The 22,782-nt window shown below is 72.6% G+C and carries 23 protein-coding genes; 10 read left to right on the top strand and 13 right to left on the bottom strand.

What is annotated here, in order from left to right:
• Positions 1-34: 34 nt before the first annotated feature.
• Positions 35-691: a TetR/AcrR family transcriptional regulator gene (locus ACFWY5_RS18935; protein ID WP_379613274.1), complete on the top strand. Its 657-nt coding sequence runs from the start codon at positions 35-37 to the stop codon at positions 689-691.
• Here the strand turns inward: ACFWY5_RS18935 and ACFWY5_RS18940 are convergent.
• From ACFWY5_RS18940 to ACFWY5_RS18975, 8 genes are read right to left on the bottom strand one after another with little or no spacing between them, the layout of a single operon-like run.
• The gene (locus ACFWY5_RS18940; protein ID WP_379613275.1) at positions 610-801 is read right to left on the bottom strand and encodes a ferredoxin; all 192 of its coding nucleotides are present in this window, start codon (positions 799-801) and stop codon (positions 610-612) included. The genes ACFWY5_RS18935 and ACFWY5_RS18940 overlap by 82 nt on opposite strands.
• A complete protein-coding gene (locus tag ACFWY5_RS18945; RefSeq protein ID WP_379633291.1) occupies positions 795-1,946 on the bottom strand; it encodes a cytochrome P450 in 1,152 nt (383 codons plus the stop codon). Before ACFWY5_RS18945 ends, ACFWY5_RS18940 begins: the two co-directional genes overlap by 7 nt.
• Positions 1,947-1,949: 3 nt before the next feature.
• Positions 1,950-4,988 (bottom strand): ATP-binding protein, encoded by a 3,039-nt coding sequence (locus tag ACFWY5_RS18950; protein WP_379633293.1) that lies wholly within the window; start codon positions 4,986-4,988, stop codon positions 1,950-1,952.
• 37 nt (positions 4,989-5,025) lie between these two features.
• A complete protein-coding gene (locus ACFWY5_RS18955; protein ID WP_379633295.1) occupies positions 5,026-5,289 on the bottom strand; it encodes a hypothetical protein in 264 nt (87 codons plus the stop codon).
• Positions 5,282-5,779, bottom strand: a complete 498-nt coding sequence (locus ACFWY5_RS18960; RefSeq protein ID WP_379613279.1) for a GNAT family N-acetyltransferase — start codon at positions 5,777-5,779, stop codon at positions 5,282-5,284. The genes ACFWY5_RS18955 and ACFWY5_RS18960 overlap by 8 nt, the downstream gene beginning before the upstream one ends.
• A 10-nt stretch (positions 5,780-5,789) precedes the next feature.
• Positions 5,790-6,749 carry an alpha/beta fold hydrolase gene (locus ACFWY5_RS18965; protein WP_379633297.1) on the bottom strand — a complete coding sequence of 320 codons (960 nt, stop codon included), beginning with the start codon at positions 6,747-6,749 and terminating at the stop codon, positions 5,790-5,792.
• Positions 6,750-6,760: 11 nt separating this feature from the next.
• Positions 6,761-7,240 carry a YbaK/EbsC family protein gene (locus ACFWY5_RS18970; protein ID WP_379613281.1) on the bottom strand — a complete coding sequence of 160 codons (480 nt, stop codon included), beginning with the start codon at positions 7,238-7,240 and terminating at the stop codon, positions 6,761-6,763.
• Between the two features lie 9 nt (positions 7,241-7,249).
• On the bottom strand, positions 7,250-7,684 hold the full coding sequence (locus ACFWY5_RS18975) for a group II truncated hemoglobin (RefSeq protein WP_379633299.1): 435 nt from the start codon (positions 7,682-7,684) through the stop codon (positions 7,250-7,252).
• 178 nt (positions 7,685-7,862) lie between these two features.
• Between ACFWY5_RS18975 and ACFWY5_RS18980 the strand changes: the two genes are divergently transcribed.
• The 3 genes from ACFWY5_RS18980 to ACFWY5_RS18990 are packed head-to-tail and all read left to right on the top strand — an operon-like array spanning position 7,863 to position 10,363.
• Positions 7,863-9,317, top strand: coding sequence for an ankyrin repeat domain-containing protein (locus ACFWY5_RS18980; protein ID WP_379633301.1), 1,455 nt, complete (start codon positions 7,863-7,865; stop codon positions 9,315-9,317).
• Between the two features lie 30 nt (positions 9,318-9,347).
• Positions 9,348-10,025: a hypothetical protein gene (locus ACFWY5_RS18985; RefSeq protein ID WP_379633303.1), complete on the top strand. Its 678-nt coding sequence runs from the start codon at positions 9,348-9,350 to the stop codon at positions 10,023-10,025.
• Positions 10,026-10,051: 26 nt separating this feature from the next.
• On the top strand, positions 10,052-10,363 hold the full coding sequence (locus ACFWY5_RS18990; RefSeq protein ID WP_379633305.1) for a hypothetical protein: 312 nt from the start codon (positions 10,052-10,054) through the stop codon (positions 10,361-10,363).
• A gap of 194 nt (positions 10,364-10,557) precedes the next feature.
• Here the strand turns inward: ACFWY5_RS18990 and ACFWY5_RS18995 are convergent, their stop codons facing one another.
• Positions 10,558-11,697 (bottom strand): hypothetical protein, encoded by a 1,140-nt coding sequence (locus ACFWY5_RS18995; protein ID WP_379633308.1) that lies wholly within the window; start codon positions 11,695-11,697, stop codon positions 10,558-10,560.
• Positions 11,698-12,342: 645 nt separating this feature from the next.
• Between ACFWY5_RS18995 and ACFWY5_RS19000 the strand changes: the two genes are divergently transcribed.
• Positions 12,343-13,386, top strand: a complete 1,044-nt coding sequence (locus tag ACFWY5_RS19000; RefSeq protein WP_379633310.1) for a sulfite oxidase — start codon at positions 12,343-12,345, stop codon at positions 13,384-13,386.
• Between the two features lie 134 nt (positions 13,387-13,520).
• On the top strand, positions 13,521-14,996 hold the full coding sequence (locus ACFWY5_RS19005; protein ID WP_379613288.1) for a wax ester/triacylglycerol synthase family O-acyltransferase: 1,476 nt from the start codon (positions 13,521-13,523) through the stop codon (positions 14,994-14,996).
• Here the strand turns inward: ACFWY5_RS19005 and ACFWY5_RS19010 are convergent.
• A complete protein-coding gene (locus tag ACFWY5_RS19010) occupies positions 14,934-15,479 on the bottom strand; it encodes a TetR/AcrR family transcriptional regulator (protein WP_379613289.1) in 546 nt (181 codons plus the stop codon). The two genes, ACFWY5_RS19005 and ACFWY5_RS19010, sit on opposite strands and share 63 nt — an antisense overlap.
• Before the next feature lie 126 nt (positions 15,480-15,605).
• Here ACFWY5_RS19010 and ACFWY5_RS19015 point away from each other — a divergent pair, with 126 nt between their 5' ends.
• The gene (locus ACFWY5_RS19015) at positions 15,606-16,166 is read left to right on the top strand and encodes a TetR/AcrR family transcriptional regulator (RefSeq protein WP_379633312.1); all 561 of its coding nucleotides are present in this window, start codon (positions 15,606-15,608) and stop codon (positions 16,164-16,166) included.
• Positions 16,163-17,668 (top strand): MFS transporter, encoded by a 1,506-nt coding sequence (locus ACFWY5_RS19020; protein ID WP_379613291.1) that lies wholly within the window; start codon positions 16,163-16,165, stop codon positions 17,666-17,668. Before ACFWY5_RS19015 ends, ACFWY5_RS19020 begins: the two co-directional genes overlap by 4 nt.
• Here ACFWY5_RS19020 and ACFWY5_RS19025 read toward each other — a convergent pair.
• Positions 17,662-18,612, bottom strand: coding sequence for an alpha/beta hydrolase (locus tag ACFWY5_RS19025; protein WP_379633314.1), 951 nt, complete (start codon positions 18,610-18,612; stop codon positions 17,662-17,664). The two genes, ACFWY5_RS19020 and ACFWY5_RS19025, sit on opposite strands and share 7 nt — an antisense overlap.
• A 68-nt stretch (positions 18,613-18,680) precedes the next feature.
• Between ACFWY5_RS19025 and ACFWY5_RS19030 the strand changes: the two genes are divergently transcribed.
• Positions 18,681-19,610, top strand: coding sequence for an aldo/keto reductase (locus ACFWY5_RS19030; protein ID WP_379633316.1), 930 nt, complete (start codon positions 18,681-18,683; stop codon positions 19,608-19,610).
• Here ACFWY5_RS19030 and ACFWY5_RS19035 read toward each other — a convergent pair.
• Positions 19,599-20,501, bottom strand: a complete 903-nt coding sequence (locus tag ACFWY5_RS19035; protein WP_379633318.1) for an SMP-30/gluconolactonase/LRE family protein — start codon at positions 20,499-20,501, stop codon at positions 19,599-19,601. The genes ACFWY5_RS19030 and ACFWY5_RS19035 overlap by 12 nt on opposite strands.
• 31 nt (positions 20,502-20,532) lie before the next feature.
• Here ACFWY5_RS19035 and ACFWY5_RS19040 point away from each other — a divergent pair, with 31 nt between their 5' ends.
• Entirely contained in the window at positions 20,533-21,780 is a 1,248-nt protein-coding gene (locus tag ACFWY5_RS19040; protein WP_379633320.1) for an MFS transporter, read from the top strand.
• Positions 21,781-22,360: 580 nt separating this feature from the next.
• Here ACFWY5_RS19040 and ACFWY5_RS19045 read toward each other — a convergent pair.
• On the bottom strand, positions 22,361-22,732 hold the full coding sequence (locus tag ACFWY5_RS19045) for a DUF1801 domain-containing protein (RefSeq protein ID WP_379633322.1): 372 nt from the start codon (positions 22,730-22,732) through the stop codon (positions 22,361-22,363).
• Positions 22,733-22,782: the final 50 nt, after the last annotated feature.

Here is a 22,782-nt window from a genome sequence, read left to right on the forward strand (position 1 = left end):
CGATCCAGTCGGCGTACAGCGTATTATCGGCCGGGTGAGCGACGAGAACGTGTGGCTACGGCCCCGCAAACCCGCCCGTCAGGTGCTGACCATCGAGCGGATCGTGGCCGAGGCGCTCGCCCTGCTCGACGAGGAGGGCATCGACCGGCTGACCATGCGGCGGCTGGCCGAGCGGCTCGGCACCGGGTCCACCACGCTGTACTGGCACGTGAAGACCAAGGACGACGTGCTCGACCTGGCGCTCGACGCGGTGTTCGGCGAGGCCGAGCTGCCCTCTGGCGGCGACTGGCGGGCGCGGGCCGAGCGGCTGTGCTCGGCCTGGCGGGCGGCGATGCTGCGCCACCCGTGGTCGATCACGCTGCTCGACCGGCCCATGATGGGGCCGAACGCGCTCGGCCGTACCGACTTCCTCTACCGCACGCTGGAGGAGGCCGGGCTGCCCGACGTGCGGGCGGCCGCGCACAGCCTGTCCACGTTCGTGATCGGCTCGGTCACCCTGCAGTCCCACGACGGCGCCGCCGACCTCACCGAGCACCTGCGTCCCTATCCCACGCTGGCCGCGCACGGCCTGGCCCACGACTGGGCGGCGACCTTCGCCCGCGGCCTCGGCTACCTGCTCGACGGCATGAGCGTGATCGCCCCCGTGGGGCAGCCGGAGACCGCGCGCCGTACCTGCGGGCCGTCGGCCTGAGCGAGCAGGACGATCCGGCCGTCGTCGGGATCCTGGTCGAAGACCTCGGGCGCCCACGCCGCGCACTGCCCGGCGGCGGCGCACCGCTCCCTGTCCACGACGATCACCACGTCACCTCCAGCCGGTCCACGCCGTACACGAGCATCCCCACGCGCTTGGGCACCTCCTCCAGCGGTACGGCCAGCCGCAACCCGGGCAGGCGGCGCAGCAACGCGGGGAAGGCGATCTCCAGCTCCATCCTGGCGAGGTTCTGCCCGAGGCACTGATGCGGGCCGAAGCCGAAGGCCAGGTGGTGGGTACGCGGCCGGGTGAGGTCCAGCACGTCGGGGTTCTCGCACAGGGACGGGTCCCGGTTGGCCGCGGCCAGCGAGACCGTGAGGAAGTCGCCCTCCGGGATCGTCACCCCGTCCAGTTCGAGGTCCTGCGAGGCCCGCCGGAACATGAGGGTGTCGACGACCGACAGGTAGCGCAGCATCTCGTCCGCCGCGGTCTTGGCGACCTCGGGCTCGTCGCGCAGCAGCGCGAGCTGGTCGGGCCGCTGGAGCAGCAGCAGCGTGCCGACGCCCAGCACGCTGGCGCTGGTCTCGTGGCCGGCGATCAGCAGCAGCACGGCGATCCCGGCCACCTCCTCGTCGGTCAGGTCGGTGCCGGTGAGCAGGTCGTCCAGCAGCCCCTCTCCCGGCCTGGCCCGCTTGGCCGCGACGAGCTCGGTGAGGAAGACCCCGAAGTCCTCCAGCGCCGCCGTGGCCGTCTCGATGTCGAGGTTCGTGTCGAGCAGCCGGACGCTGGCGATCTGGAAGGTCTCGCGGTCGGCGTACGGCACGCCGAGCAGCTCGCAGATCACCAGCGTCGGCACCGGCAGCGCGAAGTGCTCGACCAGGTCCACCGGCCGCGGCTGCCTCTCCACGTGGTCGAGCTGGTCGGCGATGATCTGCTCGATCCTGGGCCGCAGCCGGTTCATGCGCTGGAGGGTGAAGCGGCCGGTGAGCATGCGGCGGATCCGGGTGTGCTGGGGCGGGTCCATCTGGACGAACATCCCCGGCGGCGGCGCGGCCTGGTACAGCGGCACGCCCTGCTGGCCGCCCTCCACCTCGGAGCTGAAGCGGGTGTCGCCGAACAGCCGGCGGACCAGGTCGTGGCTGGTGGCGTACCAGATCTCGTCGCCGGTGTTGAGCCGCACCTTGCCGAAAGCCTCGTCGGTGGCCCCGTCCGGCGGGCTGAACGGACAGGAGCGCGTCATCGGAATCTGTCTCATGCCTCAACGGTGGGCGGCGGGGCTGACGGCGCCCGCACCCGGCGCTGACATGAGCCCGACGATCTCCTCGCGGTCCATCCCGGCGCCCCGCCGGTAGGCCAGCGAGAACGCGGCGTCGCCGAGCACGCGCCTGGTCTCCGCCTCGACGCCGGCGGCTTCGGTACCCGGTAGCCCGCGCAGCGTACCGGCCGCCCCGAGCAGCGTCGCGGCCCGCCCGGCGGCGCCGGCGGCCAGCGCCAGCCCGGCCATGCCCTCGACCGCCCCGGCGGCGGCGGGCACGTCGAGCGTGCGCAGGAGGATGTCGAACGCCTCGCGGAAGAGCCCCTCGTCACCGGCGACCTGTCCCAGCCCGATGAGGACGCGGGCGCGCAGCTCCTCCTCCCCCACCCAGAGCGTGTGCCCGCAACCGGCCAGCGCCTCGCGGTAGAGCTCCGCGGCCCGTCCGCCGTCGCCTTCGAGCCTGGCGACCTCGGCCCGCACGTACGTGGCCGCGGCCATCTCCTCCGGCCCCTTCCTCGACCTGGCCAGCCCGACGGCCCGCTCCAGGTCGGCCTTGGCGCCGTCGAGGTCGCCCGCCCTGGCCTTGACCGAGCCCCTCTGGGCCAGCACGAACACGGTGTCCTGCGCGTCGCCGAAGACCGAGGTCAGCGCCATGGCCTCCTCGGTCAGGGCCAGCTCGCGCGCGTGCTCGCCCCGCCAGCCGGCGATCTCGGCCATCTGCAGCAGGGCCTGCGCCGCGCCCCAGCCGTCGCCGGCCAGCCGGAAGGCGGTGAGCGCGCTGCTCAGGTGCTCGGAGGCCTGGTTCACCTGGTTGCCGCCGCCCAGCCGTACCTGCGCCAGGAGCAGGTGGGCGAAGCCGCGCGACCACGGCTGCGAGCTCGTGGTGGCCGTCAGGAGCGAGGGCACGATCGCGCCGTAGTCGCTCTGGGCGACGGCGAGATAGGGGCGCACCATCTGGATCAGCGGGTACTCGGGCACCGGACCCAGGTGCTCGGCCAGCCGCTCGGCCCGCTCCAGCAGCGGGCGGATCTGGGCGCGCGGGCTGGCCGCCGACGCCACCTGCAGCACGGACATCACGTAGTGGGCGCCGCACTCCTCCGCTCCCGGCAGGGCGAGCGCGGCGACGGTGAGCTGGGCGGCCTCCTGCCCGAGCCCCCGCTGCCACCAGTAGAGCCACAGCCCCGCGGTGATCCGCAGCGCCGTCGCGGGCCGCCCGGCCGCGATCGCCCAGCGCAGCGCCGCGTGCAGGTTGTCGTGCTCGGCCGCGAGCTCGGCCATCGTGCCCGCCTGCCGATGATTGCGCAGGTACGGCTCCGCCCGGACGGCCATGTCGGCGAAGTACCCGGCATGGGCCAGGCGTACGGCGTCGGCGTCGTCCTCCCCCAGATGCTCGGCGCAGAAGGCGCGCACGGTCTCCAGCATCCGGTAGCGCCCGTGGTCGGCTTGGACGAGTGACTTGTCCACCAGAGCCGCGAGCAGGCCGGGCGTGGCGCCGCAGACCCGCTCCGCGGCCTTGAGCGAGGCCCCCGAGGGGAAGGCGGACAGCCGTGCGGCCAGCCGCTGCTCGTCGGCCGACAGCAGCTCCCAGCTCCACGCCACGACGGCCCGCAGCGTCCGGTGGCGGGCCTGGCCGCCGCGCGGCCCGGAGCCGAGCAGGTCGAGGCGGTCGCCGAGCCGCTCCTCCAGCCGCTCGGCCAGGTCCTCGGCCGACAGCGCGCGCAGCCGGGCGGCGGCCAGCTCGATCGCCAGCGGCAGTCCGTCGAGGGCGCGGCAGATCCGCACGACCGCGTCGGTGGCGGCGAAGCGCGGGTCGGCGGCCCGCGCGCGGTCCACGAGCAGGCTCACCGCCGGGCTGTCCAGCGCCTCGGCCAGGGCTGCGCCCTCGGCGGGCAGCGCGAGCGGGCGCAGCGGCAGGCTGACCTCGCCGTCGAGGCCGAGCGGCTCGCGGCTGGTGGCCAGCACCCGTATGCCGGGCGCCCCGGCCAGCAGCCGGTCGGCCAGGGCGGCGGCCTCCTCGATCAGGTGCTCGCAGTTGTCCAGCACGAGCAGGAGCACCTCTCCCGCCAGGATGGCGACCGGGTCGCCGCCGGGCGTGAACGCGCCGCCCAGGGCGCCGAGTACGGCCTGCCGTACCCCTGCCGCCGGGGCGAGTTCGACGAAGCAGACGCGCTCCCCGATCGGCCCGCTCACCGCCTCCGCGGCCAGCCGGGTCTTGCCCGAGCCGCCGGGGCCGACGAGCGTCACCAGCCGGTGCTCGCGCAGCAGGACGCGCAGGTCGGCGAGCTCGCGTTCGCGGCCGACGAAGCTGCTCATCTGGCGGCGCGGCCCCGGCATGGCCATCAGCGGGCGCTGGGTGTGCTCGCCGCGCAGCACCGCGACGTGCAGGGTTCTGAGCTCCGGCGACGGGCTGGTGCCGAGCTGCTCGGCCAGCAGGCGGCGGTGGTCCTCGTAGCACTCCAGCGCCTCGACCTGCCTGCCGGTCGCGGCCAGCGTGCGGATCAGCAGCTCGCGCGGGCGCTCGCGCAGCGGGTCGGCGGCGACCAGGGTGCGCAGTTCCCCGATCAGGCGGGCGGGCTCGGCCTTCAGCGCGAGCTCGGCCTCGATCCGGTTCTCCAGCGCCTCCGCGCGCAGGCTCGCCAGCCGCTCGCGGTGGCCGTCCAGGCCCGGCAGCCCGGCCAGCGCCTCGCCGCGCCACAGCGCGAGCGCCTCGCCCAGCAACCGCACCGCCTCCTGTGTACGGCCGGCCCGCCGCCCTTCGGCGACCAGGCGGGCGAAGCGGTGGGCGTCCACGTCGTCGGGGTCCACGCTGACCCGGTAGCCGGGCCCGACCCGCTCGACCGGGACGAACTTCCGCAGGCGGGAGATCTGCGACTGCAGGGCGTTGGGCGCGGCCCCCTCGCCGCCGTAGACGACCTCGCGCAGGCGCTCCGCGGAGACCGGCCGCCCGGCTTCCAGCAGCAGCGCCGCGAGCAGCGCCCGCAGGCCGTCCCCGTTGACCTGCTCGCCGGCCACCTCGGTCGTGCCCAGGATGCGGTAGCGCATACTCCGATTCTGTCCGCCGGCGCGCTCCGGTGAGGCACTACCCGGCGGCGAACGTGATGATCTCCGGGGCGGCGCCGGTCAAGGGCCCGCGGTTCCAGTCGCCGTACTGGGCCTCGATCTCCAGCCCGCCTCCGCCAGGAAGCGCAGGGTGCTCCAGCTCACCTCGGGGCGCTCCCATCCCGGGCTGGTGTAGGTCTTGGGTGAAGGTGACGTGCTCGGCCGTCACCTGCCGCACCTCCACGTCCACGCGCACCGGTGTGATCTCGGAGCCCGTCCGGCGTTCCCGGTCCCGGTCAACCACGCGCGGTCCTCCGGTAGCGGATCATCGGCCCCAGCAGGCCGGCAACCGTCTCGAACGGCGTCATCCCCAGGCGTTCCACCACGGCGATGGAGGCGGTGTTGCCCTCGTCCACCTCGGCCAGGACCTCGGGCAGGCCGGCCGGGCCCAGGGCGTGCTCGACCACCGCGCGGGCCGCCTCCGTGGCGTAGCCGTACCCCCAGAAGGGCGGCGACAGGCTGTAGGTAACCTCGACGCCGAGGTCCTCCAGCGGCCGGAGCCCCGCGGTGCCGGCGAGGACGCCGGTGGCGCGCTCACGGATCAGCCACAGACCGCAGACGGAGTCGCGCTCGCTGTCGGCGATCGCCTCGGCCACCCGCTCGGCGGTGAGGACCTCGCCGTCGAACAGGAAGCGCCGCACGTCCGGGTCGGTCCAGTGCGCCAGCAGGTCGGCGAGGTCGGCTGCGGCGACCGGCCGGAGTTCGAGCCGGTCGGTGGTCAGAACGTGCTGCATCCGGCACAGACTACGAGGTGTACCCCGCCCAGCGCGCGACGGTTTCCGCGTATACGCCGGGTACCTCCAGCGGGAACACGTGACCGGTGTCCGGGAGGGTGTGCTGCGTCCAGTCGGGGCGGCGGGCGGTCAGGTCCTCGCGGGCGCCGTCGATGACGATGTTGTCCGTCTCGCCCCACAGGACCAGGGTGGGGGCGCTCACCCGGGAGAGGGCCGCGCGGACGGGCTCGGGATCGACGAAGATCGCCCGCATGATCGAGGTCACCGCGGTGACGGTGTCGCCCAGCCTGGCCGGGTCCGCCGTGCGCAGTTCCTCGCCGATCAGCGCGGTCATCTCGGGCGACAGTCGGGTCAGGTCACCGCCGACCAGCTTCTCGCCGCCGGTCAGCGTGTCGCGGTCGGCGTACGTCCTGATCTTCATCTCCAGGAGGGGACGCGCGCCGGCGCGCAGGACCGTGCGGGCCAGCGGCTGCGCGGCCGACAGGCACACGCGGCCGATCGTGCGCCACCACCGGGCCTCCTCCTCCGGCAGCCGGGCGGGCAGGGCCGGGGTGGCGAGCACCAGGCGGCCGGCCCGGTCCGGCGCGAGGCCGGCGAACATCGCCGCCACCAGCCCGCCCATCGACCAGCCGTGGACGGTCGCCTTCTCCAGGCCGAGCGTGCCGGTGAAGGCGCGTAGGAAGCGGACGTTCGGCGCCAGCCTGGCCGCGCGCGGATGCGGCAGCTCGGTGTGGCCGAACAGGGTTCCGGGCAGGTCCGGCACGTAGACGGGGCCGAAGGCGGCCAGGTGGGGAATGAGGTCCATCCACAGCGTCGCGCTGCCGCCCAGCGGATGGACCAGCAGGTGCGCGGGGCCGTCGCGCTCGGATCCGGCCCGGAGATAGTGGACGGCGGCGCCCTGGACGTCGACCGTCTCGCTGCGAATACCCGCCCAGCGGGCGCTGACCGTACCCCAGTCGGAGTGGCGCATGTTTCCCAGTATTAAGTGATGCGCTCGGTTCTGGGCGCGGCGACGAGGACATAGTCCTTCGTGCACAGCGCCATCGAGCGATCCAGCCGCGCGGCGTTGAAATAGATCTCCGGTACGGCCAGCAGCGCCGGATCCACGACCAGCTCCAGGTCCGGATGGTAGGAGAAGGGCAGCACGGTGCCGCTCACGCTCCCGGCCAGTTCCTCGGCCCGGTCCTTGTCGGCGAAGGCCGCGTACGTGCCCCCGTACAGCGCCTTGACCGCCTGGAGATCGAGCTTGGCGTCACCCGGGACGACGGCCAGCACGAAACGCTTCTCCTTCTTGCCGATCTTCACCATGACGATCAGGCATTTGGCCGCGTGGCTGACCTCGTTGCCGCGCAGCTCGCTGACCAGCTCGGTACGCCCTTCCGGGGCGTGCTCGATCAAGCGGTATCCGGCCCCGGCGGCGTCGAGGTCGGCGATCAGGCGGTCGTACAGGGAGGACGTCATCCGCGCACCCTACTCCCAGGTCCAGAGCGGCACCTCCCTGATCGGGTGCAGGTCGGCGTCGGTCTTGGCGTGGGAGTTCTGCTGGGCCACGCGGGCGCCGAAGTCGGCGTGCGATCGCACGGCGGCGCGGAAGCGCTCGTCGGCGAGGAGCCCGGCCTCCTCGAAGGCCTCCATGTAGAGCGTGACGAACCGTTCGCGCTGCTCGTCGGTGATCTCGAGGTCGCGGTGGACACGGATGACGTGGTCGAAGCCGAGTTCCTCGGTGAAGTGGCCTGGGCCGCCGAAGGACTCGGCGGTGAACCAGGTCAGGTGGTCCACGTGGTGCGGGCGACGCTCGGTGAACAGGGTCTTCAGCACCGGGTCGGCCAGGACCTTGTCGTAGAAGGAGGCTTCGACGCGATGCAGTGCCTCGTCGCCGCCGGCGTGCTCGTAAAGAGTGGCCATGGTTCGCCATTACAGATCACGGCCATCGAACTGTCCAGATGTATGCTGGCCGGGCGCGTCAGGGCGCATCCGGTCCGCGGGAAGGGCGAAGCCCACCTGGTCACGGTGTGTTTTTAGGCCTGACCTCTTTTCCGGTCTGATCATGCGGACGTCAGACGTATACGGAAGGGAGGCCATCGTGCCCATCTCTCGTCTTCCCGACCATCCGAGCGCCGAGGCGCTGCGCAAGCAGGCCAAGACGCTGCTGCGCTACGTACGCGCCGGCGTGCCGGAGGCGCTGGCCATGGTCGAGGAGTTCCATCCCCGGCGCCCGAACGCGCCCAAGCTGGCCGACGCCCAGCTCGTGACCGCCCGCCGCCACGGCTTCCCCAGCTGGGGACGGCTGATGAAGCACCTGGAGACCGTCGGACGCTACACCCGTTCGCCGCACGAGGTGCCCGCCGCCGCCGATCCGGCCGCCGAGTTTCTGCGCGTGGCCTGCCTCACCTACGGCGACGACTACCCCGGCCGCCTGCGCGAGGCCGACGAGCTGCTCGCCGCCGACCCCGCCCTGGCCACGGCGAACGTCTTCACGATGGCCGCCACCGGCTCGGCGGCCGCGTTGCGCGCCGCGCTGGCCGCCGACCCCTCGCTCGCCACCGCGCAGGGCGGCCCGTTCGGGTGGGAGCCGCTGCTCTACCTGGCCTACGCGCGGCTCAAGCGTCCCGGCCGGTACGTGGAGGCCGCCCGCGTCCTGCTCGACCACGGCGCAGACCCGGACGCCGGGTTCCTGTGGGACGGGCTGCCGTCGCCGTTCACCGCCCTGACCGGCGCGTTCGGCGGCGGGGAGGGCGACCAGCCGCCCCACCAGAGCGGGCTGGAGCTGGCCCGCGTGCTGCTGGCGGCCGGCGCCGACGCCAACGACGCCCAGACCGTCTACAACCTCGGCCTCGCCGGCTCCTGGTCCGACGACACCGCGCATCTGGAGCTGCTGCTGGAGTACGGGCTCGGCCGCGGCGACGGCGGGCCGTGGCGCGAGCGGCTCGGGCACGAGCTGGCCTCGCCCGCCGAGCTACTCAGTGAGGAGCTGGCGACGGCCGCGCTGCGTGGCGGTCCGCGCCGGGTCAGGCTCCTGCTGGAGTACGGCGTGCCGGTCGATCGGCCGGGTGGGCATCCGGGGTTCGGCGGGCGGACGCCGTACGAGCTGGCGCTTGTCCACGGCCACCGCGAGGTGGCCGGGCTGCTGGCGGCGGCGGGGGCGCGGCGGCCGGAGCTCGACGAGCTGGAGGCGTTCGCGGCGGCGTGCATGAGCGGCGACGCCGATGCGGTCGCCGCCCTCGGGCCCGAGGTGCTCGCGCGGGCGCTGGCCGAGACGCCCGGCCTGATGAACCGGGCGGCCGAGCACGGGCGGCCGGACGTGGTGCGGCTGCTGGCGGGGCTCGGCTTCGACGTCGGGCACCGGGAGCGGAGCACTCCCCTGCACCTGGCGGCCTGGAACGACGACGTGGACACCGTCACGGCGCTGCTGGAACTCGGGGCCGACCCGTCGGCGGAGGACGACGACCACGACTCGACGCCGCTGGGCTGGGCGGAGTACGGGGGCAAGCGGCGGGTGGCCGCATACCTGAGGATGACATACCCCGGGCTGATGTAATCCCGCCGCCCACCCGGCAGGCTTGCCCCCATGAGAATCACCATCATCGCGGTGGTCACCGTGCTGGTGCTGGCCGTCGGCGGGGTGGCCTGGGCCTACCCGTCGGTGGCCGCCACCGCCTGTCCTGGCTGCTACGGGCTGAGCTCCGCCGGTGACGACGTCTACGTGGAGGAAGGCGTGCCGGCCGCGCCGGTCCTGGCGACCGTGGCCGCCGCCCGGCGGGTGGTCGGCGACTTCTACGGCGGGCGGGTGAGCACGCCGAGAGTCCTCGTGTGCGGCACCGCGCCCTGCTACACGGGCATAGGCGGCGGCAAGGAGAAGGGCGTGGCGGTCCTGAACCGCGCGGTGATGCTGTCGCCGGGCGGCCTCGATCCGGTGATCGCCTCCCACGAGATGGCGCACGTGGAGCTGCACGCGCGACTGTCCGGGGAGGTGCCGCAGTGGTTCGACGAGGGCTTGGCGGTGGTGATCTCCGGCGACGCGCGCTACCTCGGCTCCACCGGCGACCGCTGCCTGGTGGAGCCGTCGGGGGCGCTGCCGGTGACGCTGGAGGAGTGGCTGCGTGCGGCCTCCGCCGATCGGCAGACGTACGCGAAGGCGGCCTGCCAGGTCAGCCGCTGGCTCATGGCCCATGACGGCCGGGACGGAGTCCTGCGCCTGATCGGCAAGCTCAACGCCGGCGAGCCGTTCACCACGGCGGCCCGCTGACAACCCCATCAGAGGAAAGGCACGCGATGACCCAGTCCTTCGGCACCGAGCCCGCATTCCGGCAGTCCCCGTTCACCGCGGAGGAGATGGCCAGAAGCGAGGCCAACTTCTCCCCCTTCGTCGCCCAGCAGCTCATCTCCAACGGCCATTTCCGGGTGGCGGCCGACAACCCGGACCTGGTGGAGCTGTTCCAGAACGTGGCCCGCCGGGTGAGCGACATGCTCGGCCAGCGCGTGGTCAGCTACTCCAACGGCCGCTACCTCATCATCACCTTCGCCGACCAGCCCGCGTCCACCAATCCCGGCACCCCCGCCCCACCCCTGGACCCCCAGTCCTGACCCGCTTCCTCAGCCCCGTCCGTGGCTTCACCTGCGCAGGCCGGAATGGGTGACCGACGAGCTACAGCGAGCCCGGCCGGCCGGATCGCCCGTGACCTCGCCGACCGGGCGATCCGCGCGGATCCCGCGGTACACGCGCATCCTGGCGCCTCGACAACGCTCTCGACCCCCCGCTCGGTCCTCCGGACCGGGGGTCACGCGCCCTGGGACAGGAGGGTGGTGATGGCGGTGCGGAGGGCTGGGGCGGTCGCGTCGCCGAAGGGGCCCTCGGGGTAGTCGACGACCCAGACGTGGAGCATTTCGGGGGTGGAGGGGAGCTTCGTGGTGCCCTTGGGGCAGGTGCCATCCGGGTTCAGGACGGCCACGCCGCCGCCGGGCAGCCCGCAGAGGTCGTCGTGGGCGTGCCAGTGCGTGAGGGAGCCGCCGATCCTCGGGCCCTGGGCGCCCGGAGGCATGATGTACATCGCGCCCAGCAGGATGCTGCCGCCGCTCGGCTTGCGGTAGTACACCAGGGCTTCGGGGCGGGTCGGGTCGAGCACCCGGTCGTCCATGATCCACGCCATCTTGGTGAGGTGAACGACGCCGCCGGTGTCGATCGACTCGGCGAACCCGTCCTTCGTGGCCGCCGCCAACGTGGGCCACCGCTTGGGCAGCTCCCGCTTGGCCGCCGCCACGGCCAGGTCCGCGGCCGCCCGCTCGCCCTCACTCGGCGGCGCCACCGGCCCCTGGTCGCCATGCTTGTGCCCACCCTGCTGATCCTCGCCCGCGCCCGCGCCCGGGTCGGTGCCGGTGTTCTGGCTCTGGCCGGTGCCGTGCTGGTGGCCGTCCGCCGCCGTGGTGCCCGCCTGATTCGCGGGTACGGCGTGGCCGTGGGTGCCGAAGACGGGCAGGAAGACCGTACCGACCGCGACCACCACCAGCCCGGCCACCACCCCCGCCCCGATCCGCCTCGACCGGCTGGGAACGGCCGGGCGCGCGGTCCTGTCCAGCAGGGTGAGAGCACAGCAGACCAGGACGATCTCCAGGGCGGTGGCGAGCACGTCCGGGGCGCCCACGGGCTCCGGCCGGCCCGCACCGGGGCCGAAGGGCACGCCGAGGGTGCGGCTGACTCCCCACAGGGCCACGATGGCGGCGTTGCCCACGATCCCGGCCAGCAGCACGGGCCGCGCCGGGCGGAGCAGTACCACCGCGGCCCAGAGCACCTGCGCCCATCCGGCCACGGCGAAGAACGCCCCGTGCCGCCAGTCCATGGCGAAGTGCTCCCCCATGGCCGCGAAATGCACGGCCCCCGCCCCGGCCGACAACACCGCGAGCACCACCAGATTCCCCGGCACCCGCAACCCAGCCCCGGGCAGCGAGGACTCCACACCCCCAGAGGCGGCACGCGAGCCTTGCGTCCCTACGGATGCCGTCACCTCTTCGGATGGCTCCGGCTGCCCGTCCCCAGCAGACGCCGCACCACCGGATGGCTCCCGACCCTGTGAAGACACGACGCCCTCCGCCGCGTTCGGGCCCACGGACGCGGTCCGCGAAGGTTGTGTGCCTGCGAAGCTCGCCGGACCGGCGGGTGGCTCCGGCTGCCCACCCAGGGAAGCCGCCGCACCACCGGACGTCTCCGGCTGGGTGTCCGGGGCGTTCTGCACGTCCTCGGGTGGTGGTGCCGGGTCGGTGGATGGCGCCGTCTTCTCTCGCGGCTCCGGTAACGGCGGGTCCGGGGCGGGTGGGGGGTTTGAGGAGGGCTGGGCGGGGGTGCTGGGGTCTGGGGTGGGGGGCATGGCGGCCTCGCTCCGCTGGCGGCTGACAAGCGCTTGCGCCGATTATGCACGCGCAACCCCACCCCCCACAGACCCAGTTACGAGCCAGGCACACGTTTTCGGGAGAGACACACGGGGGCACGTATCCAAGGTGAGAGTGGGCGATCATGCAGGTCACACCATAGGATGAGATTGGCTAGTTAACTGGTAGGGAATAGGTGAGTTATGTACGCCACCGCGACCATCGTCAAGCCGCTCCCCCCAGAGCTCTTCAGGACGCACGGCGCGAGCGCGGAGATGCGCTGGGACGCCATGGCGGGCCAAGGTTTCCACACCCCCACCGACCGCTTCTTCGTCCGCAACCACACCGTCACCCCGTCCATCGACCCCGCCACCTGGCAACTGGCCATCCACGGCGACGGTGTGCGATGTCCGGGCGCGTACACCTATGACCAGTTGCGCGCCATGCCCGCCCGCACCCTGGACGCGGCGATCGAGTGCGCGGGCAACGGCCGCCGCTTCTACGGCACCCAGCAGGGCGAGCCCGCCCCCGGCACCCAGTGGGCGCTCGGCGCGATCGGGGTGGCGCGCTGGCGCGGTGTGCCCCTGCGGTACCTGCTGGAGCGCTCCGACATCACCGCCAGAGCCGTGGACGTGCTGCCGACCGGCCTCGACGCCCCCTTCGAACACCACGGCCACGTACGCCGCCCTCTGCCCGTCGACAAGGCCATGGACGACGTCCTGGTCGCCTACGAGATGAACGGCCACCCTCTCCCGCCCGACCACGGATTCCCGGTACGCCTGGTGGTGCCGGGATGGGTGGGAATAGCGTCCATCAAATGGCTCGGAGACATCGAAGTGGCCACGCGTGAATTGTTCACCCCGTGGAACACGGAGTTCTACCGCGACGTCACGGTGAATCCGGTGAAAAGCGCGCTGGAACTCGGCTGGAACGCGCGGGTGCCGTTCGGCCGCCCGCAACTGCTGCGCGGCCGTTCGTGGTCGGGGCGCGGCCGAGTGGTCAAGGTCGAGGTGAGCTTCGACGACGGCCGGACCTGGCGCCGGGCGGAACACCGCGGCCCACACCTGGTCAGCGCCTGGTTGCCCTGGCACATCACCTGGGTGCCGAGGCGCCTGGGCGAGCGGTCGATCCTCGTCAGGGCGACCGACGCGAGCGGCGCCACGCAGCAGCTGAAAAGGCCGCGGCACGAGTTCGGGTATCACTTCGACGCCGCGGTAAGGCACCCGATTACCGTTATCCATGGATAGACAATTGTCACCGAGTCGCTGAGCTGCGGGTCCGCGCGGAGCATCCGAATTCATCTGTAAGACTCTCGCGGAAACGTCCCGGAAATCCCGCGATGTGAAGCTGACCTCGAATCGAACACCCGGGAGAAGAGCCGATGCGCCAGCTGACCGCACTCGACGCGCAGTTCCTCAACGCCGAGTCCGCGACGACCTCCGCCCACGTGGCGGGGCTGGCCATCCTCGACCCGCTCGGCGGCGTCCTCGACCGCGAGACGCTCGCCGCGCTTCTGCGCGAGCGCATGCACCTGTCGCCCGCGCTGGGCCTGCGGCTGAGCGAGGTGCCGTTCGGCCTCGACCACCCCTACTGGGAACCCGACCCCGCGTTCGACCTGGCCAACCACCTGTTCGAGACGGAGGTGGCCGCGCCCGGAGGCGAGTACCAGCTGGCGGACGCGGTCGCCCGCATCCACGCCGGCCAGCTCGACCGCACCCGGCCGCTCTGGGAGATGCACCTGCTGCGCGGCCTGACCGGGGGCAGAGTCGCGGTCTACACGAAGGTTCACCACGCCGCCATCGACGGCGTCTCGGGCGCGGAGACGCTCGCCGCCCTGCTCGACCTCTCGCCGGAGCCACGGGTGATCGACGTCACGCCGCCGCCGGCCGAGCGGGCTCCGAGCCTGGCGGGCATGCTGTACGGCGCCGCCGTACGCACGGCCACACACCCCGCGCGCGCCCTCGGCTCGCTGGCCAGAGCGGCAGGCGAGCTGGACGCGATCCCGCTGGCGGCGGGGCTGCCCGGCGCGCGGCGGATCGCGCGGGCGGCCAGGCTCGTCGCCGGCGACCACCGCCCGCGGCCGGAACTGCCCGGCCTGACCGCGCCGCGCACGCCGTTCAACGGGCCGATCAGCGCCGAGCGGCGGCTGTCGTTCGGCTCGGTGCCGCTCAAGGACGTCAAGGACGTCGCCAAGCGGCACGGCATGAGCGTGAACGACGTGGTCATGGCGCTGTGCGCGGGCGCGCTGCGGACCTGGCTGCGGGATCGGGACGCGCTGCCGGAGGAGCCGCTGATCGCGGCGGTCCCCGTGGCGGTGCGGACGGCGGGCGCCCGGCAACTGGTCGGCAACCACATCTCGGCCATGGTCACGCCGCTGGCGACGAACGTGGCCGACCGGCACGCGCGGCTGCACGCGACCCGTTCCATGATGCGCACGGCCAAGCGGCGCTTCGCCGCGGCCTCGTCGAGCTGGCTGCACGAGCTGTGCTCGCTGCTGCCGCCGCCGGTGACCCGGCTGGCCTCCCCGGCGATCTTCCGGCTGGCGGCGGTGGCCTGCCCGCCGATCAACCTGATCATCAGCAACGTGCCGGGCCCGCAGTTCCCGCTGTATCTGTGCGGGGCGAGGGTGCTGTCGTACTACCCGATCTCGGTGCTGACCGACCTGAGCGGCGGGGTGAACATCACCTGCTTCTCCTACGACGGCATGCTCGACTTCGGCGTCGTGGCCTGCCCGGAGCGGCTGGACGACGTCTGGTCGCTGCAGCGCCACCTGCGCGCCGCGCTGGACGAGCTGCTAGATGAGCGAGTGGGCGATGAGCTCGGCGACGGCGTCGGGGTCGATCTGGTGTCCGGTTAGCTGGCAGAGGTTCTCCTGGTAGAGCAGGACGGCGGCGAACGTGGCCGCCGCCACCTCCAGCCGCGCGCTCTCGCCGCGCCGGCCGGGCAGGGCGAGTTCGAGCGCGAACCTGGAGCGCCTGATCAGCTCGCCGTTGAGCCGTCCGAGGCGGTCCTTGACCGAGCGGTGGGTGTCGGCCTCGCGGAACAGGATGCGCCGCATCGCCGGTGAGGCACGCAGCGGCAGCCTGCGGGCCAGCTTGGACAGCGTGCCCGCCGGATCGCCCGGCATGGCGTCGACTTCCTTCGTCTCCTCCACGAGGGTGCGCTCGTCGATCAGCGCCACCAGCACGTCGATCTTGCGCGGGAAGTAGTGGAAGACCAGTCCTTTGGGCACCCGCGCCAGCTTGGCGATGACCGCGGTAGGGGTGGCCTCGTAGCCACCGCCCGCGAACAACTCCTCGGCCGCGTCCAGGATGCGCGTGCGCGCGTCACCGATCACCACAGCCGAACGATATCGCCACGGCTGACACGCTGGCCATGCCGTCCAGGAGAGATCACCGTACATACTCCGTCGTACAGTGATGTAGTATTTGCGACATTGGTGTCGCAAACGAGACGAGGATGTGCGATGGCTGCCAGTCGTGACGAGATCGTCGCCGTGGCGATCCACCACCTCAACCAGGCGCCGAACGCGTCGATGGCGGAGATCGCGCAGGCCGCCGGGATCAGCCGCGCCACGCTGCACCGGCACTTCAGCACCCGCGCCGAGCTGCAGTACGAGCTCAGCTCCCGGGCCATGGACGCCTGGGCGAAGACGCAGGCGGCCGTCGGCCTCGACGAGGCCCTGAGCGCCGACCTCGACGCCGCCGGGATCAAACGGGTGCTCGACGAGCTGCTGACGGTCACCGTCGCCCACGGGGACGAGCACGGCTTCGCGCTCACCGACCACACCGCGGACCGCCACGCGGACCTGGTGCGCCGCGCGCAGGAGCTGGAGGAGAGGGAGATCGCCCTGTTCACCGCCGCGCAGCGGGCCGGCGTCCTGCGCGCGGACCTGCCGCCGCGCTGGGTAAGCAATCTCGTGTACGGCCTGCTCGTGGCCGTGAGGGAGAGCATGCGGCGGGGGGACGTCGCGCGCAGGGACCTGCCCAGGATCTTCCTTGAAACGTTCTATCGGGGGACTACATGACGCTCAGCACCGCGCCCGTCGCGCACAAGCGCAGATGGGCCGGACTCGCCGTCCTTTCGGCCAGCCTCTTGCTGGTCGTCATGGACATGACCATCCTCAACGTGGCCCTGCCGGCGATCTCGGCCAGCCTGCGCCCGGACGCCATCCAGCTGCTGTGGATGGTCGACGTCTACTCGCTGGTCCTGGCCGGCCTGCTGGTCACGGTGAGCGCCCTCGGCGACCGGTGGGGGCGCAAGAGGATGCTGCTCACCGGGTTCGGCGTGTTCGGTCTCGCCTCCGTCCTGGTGATGTGGGCCGAGAGCCCCGGCGCCGTGATCGCGGTGCGCGCCCTGCTCGGCGTGGGCGGCGCCATGATCATGCCGTCCACGCTGTCGATGATCCGCGCGCTGTTCACCGACTCGCGCGAGCGCGCCACCGCGCTGGGCGTCTGGGCGGCCATGGCGGCGGTCGGCGGCGCGCTCGGCCCGATCCTCGGCGGCTTCCTGGTGGAGCACTTCAGCTGGCACGCGGCGTTCCTCGTGAACGTGCCGGTCATGGCCGTCGCCGTGCTCGCCGGCCTGTTCCTGCTGCCCGAGTCGCGCAACCCGAGCCCCGGCCGCTGGGACGCGCTCGGCACCGTGCTGTCGATCGTCGGCATGGCCGGGCTCGTCTACTCGATCAAGCACTTCGCCAAGGACGGCCTGACCGACCCGACCGCGCTGGTGTCGCTGGCCGCCGGCGCGCTCGCGCTGACCTGGTTCGTCCTGCGCAGCCTGCGCCGCCCCGACCCGCTGCTGGAGGTCAGGCTGTTCCGCAGCGGCCCGTTCACCTCCGGCGTGCTGGCCGCGCTCACCACCTCGATCGCCATGGCCGCGATGATGCTGCTCATGGCCCAGTGGATGCAGCTCGTCCAGGGCTACACGCCGCTGGAGACCGGGGTACGCCTCCTGCCGACGGCCGTCACCGCGCTGATCCTGTCACCGCTGGCGCCCGCGATGGCGGAGCGGATCGGGGCGCGTACCGTGCTGGCCGGTGGGCTGGTCGTGGCGGGGCTCGGGTTCCTGGTGCTGTTCGCGGCACCGCTGGTCTACGGCTGGGTCGCGCTCGCGCTGCTGCTCATCGGCGCGGGCATGGGTTCGCTGGCCATCGCCTCTGCCGTGATCATGTCGGGCGCGCCGCTGGAGAAGGCGGGCAGCGCCGCGGCCATCGAGGAGACCAGCTACGAGGTGGGCGGGGTGCTCGGGGTGGCCGTCCTGGGCAGCGTCGCGGCGGCGGTCTACCGTACGGCGCTGCCGTACACCGGAGCCCAGGCCGAGGTCGTGCGCGAGTCGATCGGCGGCGCGCTCGACGTGGCCGCCACGCTCGGCGAGCGGGGCGTACGGCTGGCCGAGCAGGCCAAGGCGGCCTTCGGCGACTCGATCGCGGTGACGGGAGCGGTGGGCGCGGCGCTGATGCTTCTGGCGGCGGTGGTCGTGTGGAGGCTGACGCCGCGCACGCTCGACATCGGCGCGGCCCATCACTGAAGCGCGCGCTTCAGCATCGGGTACGCCCGGCGCAGTTCCCGCTGCCAGAAGGCGTGGTTGTGCCCGCCCCGGTAGAAGTGGGTGGTGACCGGGATGTCCAGCTCGCGCAGGCGGCCGGCGAAGGCTCTGGCGGCCCGGCCGGCCAGGTCCTCGACCAGGTCGCCGGCGCCCGCGGCCACGTACAGGCGCACTCCCCTGAGCTTTTCCGCCTGGTCGTAGGGGTTGTGCGCCTGCCAGTTGGCGCGCTGGCGGCTCGGGTCGCCCCAGATGCGCTTCCAGTCGGTGCCGAGGCAGCCGAGCGTGGTTCCGGCCATCACCGCCTGGGGGACGCCGTCGCCGAGGAGGTGCACGGCGCCGCTGAAGGAGGCGGCGGCCTTGAAACCGCCCTTGGCGGCGTACAGCATGGCGCCCTGGCCGCCCATGGAGTAGCCCGCGATCACCCGGGCGGGACCGGCGCGGTAGCGGGACTCCAGGAGCGGCAGGAGCTCCTTCAGGTGGTAGGTCTGCCATTTCGGGGGGCCGCCTTCGCCTCCGTTCCACCAGTCGGAGTAGCTGCCGCAGCGGCCGCCGTCGGGCATGACGACCATGAGGCCGTCGTCGCGGGTGAGGTCGTCGACGTCGGTCTTGGCGGTCCAGGATGTGTGGTCGTCCAGGCCGCCGTGCAGGAGCCACAGCGCGGGCCAGCGCGCGCGGCCGGCCCAGCCGTTCGGGAGCAGGAGGCGGACCTTGGTGGTGGCGTCGAGGGCGGGCGAGCGGAGGGTGAGTTCGAGGCGGCGCTCGTCCAGCCGCTTCTCCTCCAGCACCTCGATCGCGGGCTCCGGTGATTTTTCCGGATTTTTCACTACTTGAGGCTGCCAGTTGGCCCTGAGGACGATCACGACCAGCACGAACAGCGCGCCCGCGAGGATCGCCCCGATCAGGCAGCCACGCATCCGGGCTCGCATCGGCCCTCCTCACGCGGCACCCGGGCCCTGACGGCGGAACCGCTGTTGGATGCGCGGATAATAGCGAGGTGAGATCGATCGGCACCACGGCCCTGTCCGTGTTCCCTCTTTGCCTCGGCACCAACGTCTTCGGCTGGACCGCCGACCGCGAGGCGTCCTACGCCGTCCTGGACGCCTACGTCGAGGACGGCGGCAACTTCCTCGACACCGCCGACGTCTACCCCGCGTGGGCGACCGGGGAGTCCACCGCCGAGCGGATCATCGGTGACTGGATGATCGAGCGCGGCAACCGCGACTCCATCGTCCTGGCCACGAAGGTCGGCATGCTGTCCGGATGGACCGGCCTGGCGCCCAGGACCATCAGGACCGCGGTGGAGAACAGCCTGCGCCGCCTGCGTACCGACCGGATCGACCTCTACTGGGCGCACGTCGACGACGAGGGCACCCCGCTGGCCGACACGCTGGCCGCGTTCGACGCGCTGGTGCGGGAGGGCAAGGTCCGCTACATCGGCGCCTCCAACCACACCGCCCCACGCCTGGCGCAGGCGCTGAAGGTCTCCGACGACGAGGGCCTGGCCAGGTATGTGGCGCTGCAGCCGGCGTACAACCTGATGGAACGCGGCTTCGAGGGGCCGCTGCGCGACGTCGTGGAGCGCGAGGGGCTGTCCACGACGCCGTACCACGCGCTCGCCCGCGGCTTCCTGACCGGCAAGTACGCCCCCGGCGTCACCGTGGACAGCCCCAGGGCGGGCCGGGCGGCCGAGTACCTCAAGACCGAGCGCGGCCTGCGTGTCCTGGACGCCCTCGCCAAGATCGCCGCGGTCCGCGACGTGGAGCCGGCCGCCATCGCCGTCGCCTGGCTGGCCGCCCAGCCCACGATCACCGCCCCGATCGCCAGCGCCCGCACCCCGGCGCAGCTCAAGCCGCTGATGGCCGGAGCGCGCCTGGCCCTGGGCGCCGAGGAGCTCGCCACCCTGGCCGAGGCCTCAGCCGCCTGAGCCCGGACGCCGGGCGCCGGCGACCGTGAGGCGGATGGAGTACAGGTCGCCGGCCGAGTTGGTGACGAACAGGTTGTTGCGCTTGGGTCCGCCGAAGACGAGGTTCGAGGCGGACTCGGGCAGCAGCAGCCTGCCGATCAGCGTGCCGTCGGTGGCGTAGCAGCGTACGCCGTCGAGGGCGGCGGCCCACACCCGGTCGTGGCAGTCCACGCGGATGCCGTCGAACCAGCTCTCCGCGAACACCTTCCCGCCCGACAGGGCGCCGTCCCCGGCCACGTCGAAGACGCGGAGGTGGCGCTCGCGGGTGTCCACGACGTACAGGAGAGACTCGTCAGCCGAGAAGGCCAGCCCGTTGGGCCGCACGAAGCCGGCGGCGGCGATCCGCAGCTCGCCCGTGGCGGGGTCGAGGCGGTAGACGTGGTCGCCGCCGATCTCGCTCTCGGCGGGGCTGCCCTCGTAGTAGCCGGTGATGCCGTAGCGCGGGTCGGTGAACCAGATCGTCCCGTCCGAGCGGACCACGACGTCGTTCGGGCTGTTCAGGCGCTTGCCCTCGAAGTTGTCGGCGAGCACGGTGATCGTGCCGTCGTGCTCGGTCCTGGTCACCCGGCGGGCGCCCTGCTCGCAGGTGACCAGCCTGCCTTCGAGATCGACCGTGTTGCCGTTGGCGTTGCCCGAGCCGTGCCGGAAGACGCCGACGGCGCCGGTCGTCTCGTCCCAGCGCAATAGCCGGTCGTTGGGGATGTCGCTCCACACCAGGTAGCGCCCGGCGGCGAAGTAGGCGGGCCCTTCGGTCTTGCGGCTGCCGCGGTGCAGCACCTCGACGTACTCGTCGCCGCCGTCGAAGGCGAACCGCTCGTCGAGTACCTCGAATACCGCTTTGAATCTGTCCATCGTCACAACTCCCCCTTCTACCATCGAGCCCGTGTGGCAACTCCTGCGGGGCAACGCCCCCTTCCGATGGTTATGGGTATCGCGCTCCGTCTCCTTCGCCGGTGACTCGCTCAGCCTGGTCGCCCTCATGGTCTACGTCGCCTCCTCCACCGGCGAAGCGCTGGCGGTGTCCCTGCTGCTGCTCGCCGGGGACTTCGCCCCCGCCCTGTTCGCCCCGCTGACCGGCGCGATCAGCGACCGCTACGGCCACCGCCGCGTCATGATCACCTGCGAGTTCGCGCAGGGCGCGCTGGTCGTGCTGATCGCCCTGTGGCTACCCCCGCTCCCCGTCCTGCTGGCCTTGGTGGGCCTGCGCGCGGTGATCGGCCAGTTGTTCCAGGCCGCCTCGCGCTCCGTGGTGCCGTCGCTGGTGCCCGACCGCGACCTCGAGCGCGCGAACACCGCGGTCGGCCTCGGCACCAACGGCGGCGAAGCCCTCGGCCCGCTCGCCGCGTGGGCGCTGCTGTCGGTGATCGACATCCGCGCCGTCCTGCTGATCGACGCCGCCACCTTCCTGGCCTCCGGCCTCGTCCTCACCAAGGCCATCCGGTACGGCAAAGCCCCCGAGGAACCGCACACCCGAGGCTCCCTGCTGTCCGACACCCGCGAAGGCCTGCGCTACATCCTGAGCCACCGCCTGATCAGAGCCGTCGGCCTGGGCTTCTTCGCCGTCGTGGCCTTCAACGGCATCGACGACGTGGCCCTGGTCTTCCTGGCCACCGACCTGGGCGACCCGGCGTCCGCCGGTTTGCTGCTGGCCGGCCCCGGAATCGGTCTGCTGGCGGGCTACATCCTGCTGGCCCGCCGTGTCCCGCTGCAGATGGGCGCGTTGCTGGTGGCCGGGTTCGCGGTGAGCAGCGCGGGCAACCTGCTGACCGGGTTCGCGTGGGCGGTGGGGGCGGCGCTGGCGATCCAGACGATCCGCGGCCTGGGGATCGCGGCCATGGACGTGGCCTCGACCACCCTGATCCAGCGCAATGTTGCACCGGACGTGATGGGCCGCACCTTCGCCACCCTGTACGGCGCCATAGGCGTGGCCGCCGCCCTCTCCTACGTGGCCGGAGGCGTCCTCCTGGACGCCACGTCAGCGGCAACGGCCTTCATCATCGCCGGCACAGGCGGCCTCCTGGCCACACTGGCCACCGCCATAGCCCTCCACCCCACCCACCAACCACCCCCCACCCCCGAACCCCCAAACCCGAAAGACCAGACAGACCCAGAAAGAAAAGACAAACCCTGACCAGAGACCCCGAACCCCGAGGGCCGAGAAGCCGAGGGGCCACGGGGCCGAGGGGCCACGGGGCGCGGGGCCGGGAGACCGAGGGGCCGAGGGGTGGAAGTCCACGAGCCGGGCCCGGACGGCCAAGAGGCGGGGAGGGTGGAGCCCTAAAGCCAGGTTCGGGTCCGAGGGCCGGGAGGCCGGGAGGCCGGGAGGCCGAAGGGGGCAAGAGGCCGGAGAGCGGGAGGGGCCGGAGGGGCCAGAGAGCCGAAGGAGGGCCGGAGGCGGGCGGGGCCGGGGCGGGGCGGGGCCGGGGCGGGGTGGTTGTCCGCAGCGGTGCCCATCGGGTTGTGCGCGCCGAGGCGGCGGGAAGGTGGGCGGTGGGCTTCGGCGCGTTGTCGCGGCGGCCGGCGGAAGGCACGGCGGCTGGGCAAACGTGCGTTGTGACGGCGAGGACCACGTCAGACTGCCGGGCACCTCGCACGGACGCGCCACCCCTGGCGGCGGGAGGCGTCCGCTGGCTTGCCGTAACCCTAAAGGCCACAAAAAACCCTAAAGGCCGCAAAAGGCGGGAGGCGTCCCCAATGAAGGCGCAAAGAGATCAGCGAGAAGTCAGCGAGCGGGCGGCGGCAACGAGGGTGGCGAGGTCGGGGTCGGCGAGGTGGGACTCGGTGGCGATCTTGACGTGGCGGGCCTTTTTGCCGGTCCCCTCCAGCAGCGCGGTCGGGTCCTGGGTGAGCAGGTCGGCACCGCGGGCGAACATCAGGTTGATGTGCGCCTGATGCAGGGCGATCGCCACGATCAGCCCCTTGTACGTGCCGGGCTGGTAGGTGTAGGCGATCAGGCGGGCCGGTTCGTCGACCTCCTCCTGCGCGTCGGGCAGCAGCCGGCGCAGGAAGTTTCGGGCGGCTCCGGCCAGGGTGCGGATCTCCGGTGAACAGGTGGCGAGCAGCGCGGCGGCCTGGTCTTCCATGACAAGACTCTATCGTCCGAGCTCGGCCTCGAGGGTGGGGCGCCCGGGTC

This window comes from Nonomuraea sp. NPDC059007 (assembly GCF_042740555.1).
GTDB lineage: Bacteria > Actinomycetota > Actinomycetes > Streptosporangiales > Streptosporangiaceae > Nonomuraea.

Bases quoted from the DNA above. Each gene is read 5' to 3' on its own strand.
- ACFWY5_RS19005 (WP_379613288.1), top strand. From the start codon at position 13,521: ATGCGCCAGCTGACCGCACTCGACGCGCAGTTCCTCAACGCCGAGTCC.
- ACFWY5_RS19020 (WP_379613291.1), top strand. From the start codon at position 16,163: ATGACGCTCAGCACCGCGCCCGTCGCGCACAAGCGCAGATGGGCCGGA.
- ACFWY5_RS18965 (WP_379633297.1), bottom strand. From the start codon at position 6,749: ATGCGCCACTCCGACTGGGGTACGGTCAGCGCCCGCTGGGCGGGTATT.
- ACFWY5_RS19035 (WP_379633318.1), bottom strand. From the start codon at position 20,501: ATGGACAGATTCAAAGCGGTATTCGAGGTACTCGACGAGCGGTTCGCC.
- ACFWY5_RS18960 (WP_379613279.1), bottom strand. From the start codon at position 5,779: ATGCAGCACGTTCTGACCACCGACCGGCTCGAACTCCGGCCGGTCGCC.
- ACFWY5_RS18970 (WP_379613281.1), bottom strand. From the start codon at position 7,240: ATGACGTCCTCCCTGTACGACCGCCTGATCGCCGACCTCGACGCCGCC.
- ACFWY5_RS18945 (WP_379633291.1), bottom strand. From the start codon at position 1,946: ATGAGACAGATTCCGATGACGCGCTCCTGTCCGTTCAGCCCGCCGGAC.
- ACFWY5_RS19025 (WP_379633314.1), bottom strand. From the start codon at position 18,612: ATGCGAGCCCGGATGCGTGGCTGCCTGATCGGGGCGATCCTCGCGGGC.
- ACFWY5_RS18990 (WP_379633305.1), top strand. From the start codon at position 10,052: ATGACCCAGTCCTTCGGCACCGAGCCCGCATTCCGGCAGTCCCCGTTC.
- ACFWY5_RS18985 (WP_379633303.1), top strand. From the start codon at position 9,348: ATGAGAATCACCATCATCGCGGTGGTCACCGTGCTGGTGCTGGCCGTC.
- ACFWY5_RS18975 (WP_379633299.1), bottom strand. From the start codon at position 7,684: ATGGCCACTCTTTACGAGCACGCCGGCGGCGACGAGGCACTGCATCGC.
- ACFWY5_RS18950 (WP_379633293.1), bottom strand. From the start codon at position 4,988: ATGCGCTACCGCATCCTGGGCACGACCGAGGTGGCCGGCGAGCAGGTC.
- ACFWY5_RS19015 (WP_379633312.1), top strand. From the start codon at position 15,606: ATGGCTGCCAGTCGTGACGAGATCGTCGCCGTGGCGATCCACCACCTC.
- ACFWY5_RS19000 (WP_379633310.1), top strand. From the start codon at position 12,343: ATGTACGCCACCGCGACCATCGTCAAGCCGCTCCCCCCAGAGCTCTTC.
- ACFWY5_RS19045 (WP_379633322.1), bottom strand. From the start codon at position 22,732: ATGGAAGACCAGGCCGCCGCGCTGCTCGCCACCTGTTCACCGGAGATC.